Genomic DNA, 11,113 nt, shown 5'->3' on the forward strand with positions numbered 1-11,113 from the left:
CCGCGGGCCCGGCAGACCCGGTGCAGCGCGGCGAGCGGGGCGAGGTCGCCGTCGGCGGACCCGACCGAGTCGGTGACGACGAGCGCGCGGGTCTCGGTGCGGGCGGCCAGCGCGGCGTCGACGGCGTCGACGTCGGCGTGCGGCACGACGACCACCCGGGCCCGGGAGAGCCGGCAGGCGTCGACCAGGGAGGCGTGCGCGGCGGCGTCGGACACGATCAGCGCGCCGGGGCCGGTGAGCGCGGTGACCACCCCGAGGTTGGCGGTGTAGCCGGAGGAGAACACCAGGGCGTCGTCGTGTCCGCAGAACGCGGCGAGCTCGGCCTCCAGCTCGGCGTGCAGCGCGGTCGAGCCGGTGACCAGCCGTGACCCGGTGGCGCCCGCACCCCAGGTACGCAGCGCCTCGGTCGCCCCGGCGACGACCCGCGGGTCGGTCGAGAGCCCGAGGTAGTCGTTGCCGGCGAGGTCGAGCGCGGGCCCGCCCGCGGGACCGGCCGGACGCGGGGACAGCCTGCGGCGCAGACCGGCCTCGGTTCGGGCGCGGGCGTGGGTGTCGAGCCAGGCCAGCGGGCGGGGTCCGGGCGGCGTCGGGTCGGGGCCGGTCACGCCCACACCCTAGGCACGACGGAGCCCCGCCCACCCTGGGGTGTGCGGGGCTCCGTGGGTCGTGCGGACGCCGGGTCAGGCCTGCGGCGCCTCGCCCTGCTGCTTCTCCTGCTCGGCGACGGCGGCACGGACCTCGTCCATGTCGACCGCCTTCACCTGACCGATGAGGTCCTCGAGGGCCTCGGCGGGCAGCGCGCCCGGCTCGGAGTAGAGCACCACGCCGTCGCGGACGGCCATCACGGTCGGGATCGAGGAGATCCCGAACGCGCCAGCCAGCGCCTGCTGGGCCTCGGTGTCGACCTTGCCGAAGGTCACGTCCTGGTGCTTCTCGGAGGCGGCGTCGTAGACGGGGGCGAACTGGGTGCACGGCCCGCACCAGGACGCCCAGAAGTCGATGAGAACGGTCGTCCCGGGCGCGCCCACGACGTCGTCGAAGTTGTCGGTGGTCAGTTCCACGGTGGCCATACGGTCCCCAACGACGTCGTGGGTGCGGATTGTTCCCGGATGCGCGGGCTCAGACCTTCAGCAGCCGGCGGGCCGCGGCGGCGGTGGCCCCGTGCCCGTGCCCGGCGGCGATCCGGTCGAGGTCCGAGCCCCCGGCGCCGAGGTCGGCGCGGGGCTCGACGAACCGGCCCGCGTCCTCGTCGAGGACGAGCACACGGGCGCTGCGGATGTCGTAGAACAGGCCCAGCACCTCGGCGCCGGAGTCCTGCGCCCGCAGCATCTCCAGCTGCATCGTGACGTTCACCATCGCCAGCTGGTCGGCCTCGCCGAAACCGTCCTGCGCGGCGGCGACGGCGACCGGGTGACCGTTCTCGTAGGCACGCAGCACCGGCCGCGCCTCGCGCAGCCACTGGCCGAGCGCGGAGTCCCCGTTCGCGCCGCCGGCGAGCAGCCCCTGCATCGCGCCGCAGCCGGAGTGGCCGCAGACGGCGACGATCGGGACGTCGAGGGTACCGGTGGCGAACTCGACGGCGGCCGCGGTGCCGGGCCCGACGACGAGGTTGCCGACGTTCTGCACGGTGAACACGTCGCCCGGGCCGCTGTGGGTGATGACGTGCGGCAGCACCCGGGAGTCCGCGCAGGTGATCATCATCGCGGACGGGGACTGCCCGTCGGCGAGCCCGGTCATGGTCGGGAGGATCGCCTCGGAGGTGTTGTCGTGGTACGCGGCGACGCCCGCCATCAGCGTCCCCGACGCGCGCCCCTCGGTCTCCCTGCCCTGCCACTCGCCCCAGGTCAGGAAGCCGGCGCCGGGCGCGGCGGCGCGGCGGGCCTGCTCGGGCTCGATCACGGTCACGGTGGCGCCGGTGCCTTCGTGGCGGGCCTTCCAGGCGAGCAGGTGGTCGTAGGCGGCGTGGTCGAGGTAGTCGGTGACCAGCCGGACGGTGACGTCGCAGCCGCGCGGGACGGAGTTCAGCTCGCAGGACAGCCGCGGCACGGCCAGGAAGCTCAGCGAGCCCTCGACGACGAGCTCGCAGCTGCCGTCGTCGGCCTGCTCCAGGTGCGGGCGGGACCGGACGGCGCGCCAGAGCAGCATCAGCCCGGCCAGGACCAGCCCGAGGACGACGCCCTCGAGCAGGTTCAGGAACACGACGCCGAGCAGGGTGGCGGCGTAGATGACCAGCTCACCGTGCTGCCGCGCGGTGCGGATCTCGGCCGGCTTGACCAGCCCGACACCCATCATGACCAGCAGACCGGCCAGCGCGGCCATCGGGATGAGCTCGATGACGCCGATCAGCACGATCGCGAACAACGCGATCCAGACGCCGTGCAGCACCGCCGACGCGCGGGTCTCGGCACCGGCCTTGACGTTCGCGGCGGACCGGACGATCACGCCGGTGATGGGCAGGCCGCCGATCATGCCGGAGACGGTGTTGGCCGCACCCTGGCCGAGCAGCTCGCGATCGGTGTCGGTGCGGGTCCCGGGCCTCATGCGCTCCACCGCGACGGCGGACAGCAGCGACTCGACGCTCGCGATCAGCGCGATGGTCAGCATGCCGAACAGCACGCTGCCCCAGTTCGACTCCGGCAGCGCGGGCAGCGACAGCGCGTCCAGGAGCGAGCCCCCCAGCTGCACCCGGACGACGTCGGCGAAGGCGAGGGAGACGACGGTGGCCGTGACGATCGCGACGAGCGCGGCCGGGACGACGGTCAGCTTCGCCGGCAGCCGGTTCCAGGTCAGCATGATCGCGATGACGATGCCGCCGAGGAGCAGCGCGGGCCAGGACAGGTTCGCGATCGCGCCGGGCAGCGCGGCGATCGAGTTGACGCCGCCGGTCTGCGCCTGACCACCGAACACGACGTTCAGCTGGCCGAGGGCGATGGTGGCGCCGATGCCCGCGAGCATGCCGTGCACGACGGCGGGCGGGATGGCCTGGGCGAACCGGGACAGCCGGGTCAGCCCGAAGACGATCTGCAGGACACCGGCGCCCGCGGTGATCAGCGTGGTGACCTGCCAGCCGAAGGTGTTGACCAGCTCGGCGACGATGACGGTCAGACCGGCGGCGGGACCGGAGACCTGGAGCCTGGAGCCGCCGAGCAGACCGGCGACGACGGCACCGACGACGGCGGCGATGAGGCCGGCCAGGATCGGGGCGCCGGAGGCGACGGCGATGCCCAGCGAGAGGGGCACCGCCACGAGGAACACGACGATCGAGGCGGAGAAATCCGCCCGGGCGTGCGGGAACGTGCGGCCGAACCAGGAGCCGCCCGGGGGCGAGTGCTCACCGCGGCCGGACTCGGCCGGGGCGTGCTCGTGGTCCTCCACACGGTGTTCGGTGTTACTGGTGGGGCTGGTGGTGCTGGAGTGACTGCGCGTGGGCACCGGATCCTCCGTGTCGGTCCGTGGGGGGCGCCGGACCGCGACGGTGCGGTCGACTGAGGCGGGTCGCGCGGTGCGCGACCGGCGGAGCGGGTGCGGCCGGCCGGACGAATGCGATCGGCCGACACCGTTTCACCCCGACCACGGAAACGGATCATGATGAGAGCGCTTCTCATCGTTTCGGACGTCCACGACGAAACGCCCGGTCAGCGCCGTTCACCTCTGCGTAACGTGAGGTGGAACACACCGAAGTCCACCGGATCGGTGGTCCGGATCACGGTCTCAGCGCTGGTCCCGCTGCCCGGCAAGGGCTGCGGCCCGCATCCCGGCGGCGATCAGCGCCACGTCGTCGCGGGTGCTGACGAACGGCGGCATCGCGTAGACGAGGTTGCGGAAGGGCCGTAGCCAGACCCCGGCGAGCACCGCGGCGGCGGTCGCGGCGGCGACGTCGACCTCCTCGGCCATCTCGACGACACCGATCGCGCCCAGGATCCGGACCTCCCGCACGCCCGGCAGCGACCGGGCGGGGGCCAGCCCGGCGCGTAGCCCGGCGGCGACCTCCTTCACCTCGCGCCGCCAGTCACGTTCGAGCAGCAGCGACACCGAGGCGTGGGCGACGGCGGCGGCGAGCGGGTTGCCCATGAACGTCGGCCCGTGCATGAGCACGCCGGCCTCGCCGTCGGTGATGCCGCGGGCCACCCGGGTGCTGCACAGGGTCGCGGCCATCGTCAGGTAGCCGCCGGTCAGCGCCTTGCCGACGCACATCACGTCCGGGGCGACGGCGGCATGGTCGGCCGCGAACAGCTCGCCGGTGCGGCCGAAGCCGGTGGCGATCTCGTCGAACACGAGCAGCACGTCGTGGGCGTGGCACAGCTCGCGCAGCACGTGCAGGTAGCGGGGGTCGTGGAAGCGCATCCCCCCGGCGCCCTGCACCACCGGCTCGACGACGACCGCGGCCAGCTCGTCGGCGTGGGTCTCGACGAGCTCGGCGAGGTGGGCGACGTAGTCGTGGGTGAAGTCCTCCGGCGGGGCGTCGGCGAACACCTGCTGCGGGAGGACGTCGGACCACAGCGAGTGCATGCCGCCGTCGGGGTCGCAGACGCTCATCGCGCCGAAGGTGTCGCCGTGGTAGCCGCGCCGCCACGTCATCAGCCGGTGCTTGCCGGGCCGGCCGCGGGACCGCCAGTACTGCAGGCACATCTTGATGGCGACCTCGACCGACACCGAACCGGAGTCGGCCAGGAACACGTGCTCCAGCCCCTCCGGGCTGACGTCCACGAGCAGCCGGGCCAGGTCGACGGCCGGGCCGTGGGTCAGGCCGCCGAACATCACATGGCTCATCCGGCCGAGCTGGTCGCGCACCGCCGCGTCGAGCCGCGGGTGACGGTAGCCGTGGATGGCCGACCACCACGACGACATCCCGTCGACGAGCTCACGGCCGTCGGGCAGCCTCAGCCGCACCCCCTGCGCGGACTCCACGACGATCGGCGCCCGGGTCGCCGGCATCGGCGCGTAGGGGTGCCAGACGTGGTCCCGGTCGGTGGCGAGCAGTGCCCCCGTGTCGAGCGGGGATCCGGAGAGGGTCGGGTCCGGGACACGCCCGGGGCCTGCGGTGGTCACGGACGCCCACGTTAGTGCCGACCCTCTACGCTGGCCCGACCATGGCCACGCCCGACTCCGTGTACGAGCCGGAGGGGCCCGACGGGTCGGCCCTGCGCCGTCGCGAGCTCGGGCAGACCTCCGCACGATCGTTGCTGCTCACCGTGCTGGGCGAGTTCGTCCTCCCGGCCGGGGAACCGGTCTGGACCCGGGCCCTGCTCGACGTGCTCGGAGCGCTCGGGGTGGAGGCCAAGTCGGCCCGCCAGGCGCTGGCCCGCACCGCGGGCGAGGGTCTGCTGACCTCCGACCGCGACGGCCGCCGGGTCCGCTGGTCGCTCACCCCCGCCGGGTCGGAGCTGCTGTCCGACGGCGCCGCCCGCATCTACGGCTTCGGCCGTCCGACGACCGGCTGGGACGGCCGCTGGCTGGTCCTGCTCGCCTCGGTCCCGGAATCCCGCCGACGCCTGCGCCACCGGCTGCGCACCCGGCTGGCCTGGGCCGGGCTGGGCTCCCCCGCCCCCGGGGTGTGGGTCAGCCCCGACCCCGGCAAGGAGGCCCGGGTCGCGGCGGTGCTCGACGAGCTCGACCTCGCCGGGTCCGGGTACTCCTTCGTCGGGCACTACGGCGGCATCGGCCGCGCCGACGACATCGTGGCCCAGGCCTGGGACCTCGACGTCGTGGAACGGGCCTACTCGGAGTTCCTCGACGAGTTCGGCCCCCACCTCGACCCGGCCTCCGACGCGTCCTCCGCAGCCGCCGCCACCTCGGCCCCGGGCGCCGCCGGGCCCGCCGCCCACGACGGCGGCGACGTCCTCGCCCGCCAGGTCCGCCTGGTCCACGCCTGGCGACGGTTCCCGTTCCTGGACCCCGAGCTGCCCGCCGAGCTGCTGCCCGAGCAGTGGGCCGGGTCCCGCGCGGCGGAGCTGTTCACCACGCTGCACGAGCGCTGGGACGCCCCCGCCCGCGCAGCCTGGGCCGACCTGGCCCGCCGGGCCTGAGCCCTGCCCACCGCGACACCCCGCCACACCCGGGCCACCCGTCGCGCGCCGGCGGCACGGACCGGTCGGCGCCGCACCCACAACCGTTGCCCGGCGCCCACACCCGTGGCAACGGGTGTGGACGCCCGGGGAGGGGTGTGGGCGGTCAGCCGCCGAGGCAGCCGGGGCCGAGCAGGGCCTTCAGGTCCCCCATCAGCGCCGAGGTGTGCATGACCTTGAGCGAGTCATCCAGCCGCAGGGCCGTCATCTTCGTGCCGTAGACCAGGGTCAGGTGCACCTCGGAGGTACCGGGGTGGTGGGTCAGCACCTCCTTGAGCTTCGCGACGCGCTCGGGGGTGCACTGGTCGGTGCGCAGGCTGACCCGGATCGGCAGCCCGGCCTCGCCGGTGGCCAGCTCGGGCACCGCGAGGTCGTTCGCGATCAGCGAGACGCGGTCGTCGCGCTTGTTGACCCGCGCCTTGACCAGCACGATCGCGTCCTCGGCGACGTCGACGCCGACCACCTGGTACGCCCGCGGGAAGAACAGCACCTCGATGCCGCCGGCGAGGTCCTCGATCTGCGCCGACGCCCACGGCTCGCCGTTCTTGTTCACCCGGCGGTTGACGTTGGCGAGGATGCCGCCGACGGTGACCTGCGCACCCTCGGCGACCGAGCCCTCGACGATGTCGGCGATCGAGGTGTCGGACTTCGCGGCGAGCGCCTGCTCGAGGCCCTGCAACGGGTGCCCGGACACGTAGAGGCCGAGCATCTCCCGCTCGACGGCGAGCTTGTGCTTGGTGTCCCACTCCTCGTCGGGCACCTTCACGTCGAAGATGCCACCGAGACCGCCGTCGTCGCCCTCGCCCGGGCCGTCCAGCGACCCGAACAGGTCGAACTGGCCCAGCGAGGCGGCCTTCTTGGTGCTCATCACCGCGTCGATGGCGTCGGCGTGCACGAGCAGCAGGCCCTTGCGGGAGTGGCCGAGCGAGTCGAACGCGCCCGCCTTGATCAGCGACTCGACGACCTTCTTGTTGCAGACGACCGCGTCGACCTTGCGCAGGAAGTCGGAGAAGTCGACGAAGTTCCCCTTCTCCCGCCGCGCGGCGACGATCGCGTCGACGACGTTGTGCCCGACGTTGCGGATGCCGCCGAGGCCGAAGCGGATGTCGTCGCCGACCGGCGCGAAGTTGCGCACCGAGTCGTTGACGTCGGGCGGGAGGACCGTGATGCCCATCCGGCGGCACTCCGCCAGGTAGACCGCGGCCTTGTCCTTGTCGTCGCGCACCGAGGTGAGCACGCCGGCCATGTACTCGGCCGGGTAGTTCGCCTTGAGGTAGGCCGTCCAGTAGGACACCACGCCGTAGGCGGCGGAGTGGGCGCGGTTGAAGGCGTAGTCGGAGAACGGGAGCAGGATGTCCCAGAGAGTCTTGACGGCGTCGGCGGAGTAGCCGTTGTCCTTCATGCCCTGGGCGAAGCCGGCGTACTCCTTGTCCAGGATCTCCTTCTTCTTCTTGCCCATCGCGCGGCGGAGCAGGTCCGCCTGGCCGAGCGTGTAGCCCGCCAGCACCTGCGCGATGGACATGACCTGTTCCTGGTACACGATCAGGCCGAAGGTCTCACCGAGGACGTCCTTGAGCGGCTCGGCCAGCTCCGGGTGGATCGGCGTGATCTCCTGCCGGCCGTTCTTGCGGTCGGCGTAGTCGTTGTGCGCGTTCGCCCCCATCGGGCCCGGGCGGTACAGCGCGCCGACCGCGGAGATGTGCTCGAACTCGCTGGGCGCCATGCGGCGCAGCAGATCCCGCATCGGGCCGCCGTCGAGCTGGAACACACCCAGGGTGTCCCCGCGGGAGAGCAGCTCGTAGGTCTTGCGGTCGTCGAGCTCGACCTCGTCCAGGTCGACGGCGGGCTTGCCGTTGAGCTCGATGTTCTCCAGGGCGTCGTCGAGGATGGTGAGGTTGCGCAGCCCCAGGAAGTCCATCTTCAGCAGGCCGATGGTCTCGCAGACGCCCATGTCGAACTGCGTGATGATCGCGCCGTCGGACTCGCGGCGCTGGATCGGGATCACGTCGATGAGCGGCGTCGAGGACATGATCACGCCCGCGGCGTGCACGCCCCACTGCCGCTTCAGTCCCTCGAGGCCCCGCGCGGTGTCGACGATCTCCTTGACCTGCGGGTCCGCCTCGTAGAGGGCGCGGACCTCGGTCGCCTCGGAGTACCGCTTGTGCGACGGGTCGAAGATGCCCGACAGCGGGATGTCCTTGCCCATCACCGCGGGCGGCATGGCCTTGGAGATGCGGTCGGCGACGGAGTAGCCGGGCTGGCCGAACAGCACCCGCGCCGAGTCCTTGATCGCGGCCTTCGCCTTGATCGTCGAGTAGGTGATGATCTGCGCGATCCGGTCCTCGCCGTACTTCTCGGTGACGTAGCGGATCATCTCGCCGCGCCGCCGCTCGTCGAAGTCCATGTCGATGTCGGGCATCGACACACGGTCCGGGTTCAGGAACCGCTCGAAGATCAGCTTGTGCCGGATCGGGTCGAGGTCGGTGATGCCCAGGACGTAGGCGACCAGCGAGCCCGCCGCCGAGCCACGGCCGGGGCCGCAGCGGATGCCGACCGACTTGGCGTGCTGGATGAGGTCCGCGGTCACCAGGAAGTAGCCGGGGTAGCCCATCTTGATGATGACGCCGACCTCGTAGTTGGCCTGCTGCCGGTACTTCTCGGTGACGCCGTCGGGGAACCGCATGTGCAGTCCCCGCTCGACCTCCTTGATCAGCCAGGACTCCTCGGTCTCCCCCTCGGGGACGGGCGCCTTGGGCTGGAGGTCCTGGCCGGTGGTGAAGTCGATGTTGCAGCGCTCGGCGACGAGCAGCGTGTTGTCGCAGGCCTCGGGGTGGATCGGGTCCCAGAGCTGGCGCATCTCGGCGGCGGACTTGAGGTAGAAGTCCTGCGCGTCGAACTTGAACCGGTTCGGGTCCGCGAGGGTCTTGCCGGTCTGGACGCAGAGGAGCACCTCGTGCGCCTTGGTGTCGTCGGGGTAGGTGTAGTGCAGGTCGTTCGTCGCGAGGCCGGGCAGGTCGAGCTTGTCCTTGAGCCGGAACAGGTCCTCCTGGACCCGCTTCTCGATCTCGATGCCGTGGTCCATCAGCTCCAGGAAGAAGTTGTCCTTCCCGAAGATGTCGCGGTAGTCGCTCGCGGCCTGGCAGGCGGCGTCGAAGTCGTGCTGCTGGAGCAGGCGCGCGACCTCGCCGGACGGGCAGCCCGTCGTCGCGATCAGGCCCTTGCCGTACTTCTCCAGCAGCTCGCGGTCCATACGCGGCTTGTAGTAGTAGCCCTCGAGGCTGGCCAGCGAGGAGAGCCGGAAGAGGTTGTGCATCCCCTCCGTGTTCTCCGCGAGCAGCGTCATGTGGGTGTACATGAGGTCGGGGTTGTTCTCGCTGCCGTTGCCCAGCGCGGTGCGCTTGCGCTCGTGCCGCGACCCGGGCGCGAGGTAGCCCTCCATGCCGATGATCGGCTTGACGTCGTGCGCCTTCGCCTTGCGCCAGAACTCGAAGGCGCCGTAGACGTTGCCGTGGTCGGTCATCGCGATGGCCGGCATCTCGTGCTTGGCGGCCTCGGAGAACAGGTCGTCGAGCCGGGCGGCACCGTCCAGCATCGAGAACTCGGTGTGCGTGTGCAGATGAACGAAGGAGCGACTCCCGGATCCGGCACTGCCCATGTGTGTCCCGCGCTCCTCTCCCGCGCCGCTGGGACGGCGCGGACCTCCGCTGGTGCGCACGCCCGTCGGGGCGGACGTGCCGACACCGGGCCGGCGGCGCGGACGGGCAGGGACATCGGCGCCGGTGCGCGGACCTGGCGGGGCCCGCTCGCCGGAGCCGGTGGACCCTGCGGGTCCGGACCGACCGGATCGGTGAGGGGCCCAGCGTAACGGTGGGGTCCGACGGTTTCGGCGACGGCGGCCGGGCACGATCGGGCTCCGCGTGTCGGGCCTGCTCACCCCCTGTCCACCCCGGACGACGGCGTGTCGCGGACGGTCCGGCGGCGGGTTAGGGTCGGGCCACGATGCCCACCGCCCCCGAGCCGACGACACCGCCGACCACGGTGGTGTTCGACCTCGGTGAGGTGCTGGTGCCGTCCGTGGGCCTGGAGCGCCGGCTGGCCGGGGTGTTCGCCGTACCCGAACCCGTGCTGCGCGAGGCGTACTGGCGCCACCGCGCCCGGCACGACCTGGGCGACCCGCCGGACCGCTACTGGACCGCCGTCTGCGCCGACCTGGGCCTGGCACCCGAGCGCGCCCGGATGGACGCCGCCGAGCGGGTGGACGTCACGTTCTGGTCGACACTGCCGCCGTCGTCGTCGATGCTGATCGCCGACCTCGCGCGGGCCCGGGTGCGCCTCGCCGTGCTGTCCAACGCGCCGCGCGGGCTGGCCTCCGCGGTGCGCGCCGCGGCCTGGAGCAGCCCGTTCGACCGGTTGCTGTTCTCCGCCGACGTGGGCGCCGCGAAACCGTCGCAGGACATCTTCCGGCGCGCCGACGTCGAGTTCGGCACCGCACCGGAGCAGGTGCTGTTCTTCGACGACCGCGTCGACAACGTCCGCGCCGCGTCCGCGCACGGCTGGGACGCCCACCGATGGGAGGGCGCCGCCCGGGCCGTGCGGGTGCTGCGCGAGCGCGGGGTGCTGGGCTGACCGGTCCCCCGGGACCCGGCGCCGGCGACCGCCGTGCACTGCGGCCAGGGGATCCGCGGACCCCGGGCACCGTCGGGCTCATGATCGCCACGCGTGCAGCGATCGGTGCCCCATCCGGCACCGATCACTTCCATCACGGCGATCATGGCCGGGCTGCCGGGCCGGGACCGGAGCAGCGACCCCGTGATCGACGTCTGTGCAGCGATCGGTGCCACGTCCGGCACCGATCGGCTCGGTCGTGCTGATCATGGGCGGGCAGCCGGGGCGACCGTGGCCGCGCGGCCGGACGGGCCCGGGCCCGGGCGGGTGGAAGCCCGGGGGGTGCCCGGAGGCCGGGGGCCGGCCGGAGACCGCGAGGCCGGACGAGGTCCGCGGCCGGCCGGGGCCCGGGTCGGACGAGGACCCGGGCCTGACGAGGGCCA

Annotated in this window: 7 protein-coding genes; 2 read left to right on the forward strand and 5 right to left on the reverse strand. The window is 72.7% G+C overall.

Translation table 11 applies throughout. The features are described 5' to 3' along the window. The 4 genes from GTW08_RS19730 to GTW08_RS19745 all read right to left on the reverse strand — a co-directional run. On the reverse strand, positions 1–605 hold a 605-nt coding region (locus GTW08_RS19730; protein WP_161152356.1), incomplete at its 3' end, for an aminotransferase class I/II-fold pyridoxal phosphate-dependent enzyme. Between the two features lie 75 nt (positions 606–680). After that, positions 681–1,070 carry a thioredoxin family protein gene (locus tag GTW08_RS19735; protein WP_020623876.1) on the reverse strand — a complete coding sequence of 130 codons (390 nt, stop codon included), beginning with the start codon at positions 1,068–1,070 and terminating at the stop codon, positions 681–683. A gap of 49 nt (positions 1,071–1,119) precedes the next feature. After that, a complete protein-coding gene (locus GTW08_RS33035) occupies positions 1,120–3,432 on the reverse strand; it encodes a SulP family inorganic anion transporter (protein ID WP_073573905.1) in 2,313 nt (770 codons plus the stop codon). 279 nt (positions 3,433–3,711) lie between these two features. Next, positions 3,712–4,980, reverse strand: a complete 1,269-nt coding sequence (locus tag GTW08_RS19745; RefSeq protein WP_161152359.1) for an adenosylmethionine--8-amino-7-oxononanoate transaminase — start codon at positions 4,978–4,980, stop codon at positions 3,712–3,714. Positions 4,981–5,090: 110 nt separating this feature from the next. Between GTW08_RS19745 and GTW08_RS19750 the strand changes: the two genes are divergently transcribed. Next, complete coding sequence (locus tag GTW08_RS19750) at positions 5,091–6,026, forward strand: PaaX family transcriptional regulator C-terminal domain-containing protein (protein ID WP_073573906.1); 936 nt, start codon at positions 5,091–5,093, stop codon at positions 6,024–6,026. A gap of 145 nt (positions 6,027–6,171) precedes the next feature. On the opposite strand, the gene dnaE is transcribed toward GTW08_RS19750, so the two are convergent. Next, complete coding sequence (dnaE, locus tag GTW08_RS19755; RefSeq protein WP_161152357.1) at positions 6,172–9,720, reverse strand: DNA polymerase III subunit alpha; 3,549 nt, start codon at positions 9,718–9,720, stop codon at positions 6,172–6,174. 344 nt (positions 9,721–10,064) lie between these two features. Here dnaE and GTW08_RS19760 point away from each other — a divergent pair, with 344 nt between their 5' ends. Further along, positions 10,065–10,691 (forward strand): HAD-IA family hydrolase, encoded by a 627-nt coding sequence (locus GTW08_RS19760; RefSeq protein ID WP_161152358.1) that lies wholly within the window; start codon positions 10,065–10,067, stop codon positions 10,689–10,691. Positions 10,692–11,113: the final 422 nt, after the last annotated feature.

Origin of the sequence: Pseudonocardia sp. SID8383, assembly GCF_009864975.1 — a bacterium.
Lineage (GTDB): Bacteria > Actinomycetota > Actinomycetes > Mycobacteriales > Pseudonocardiaceae > Pseudonocardia > Pseudonocardia alni.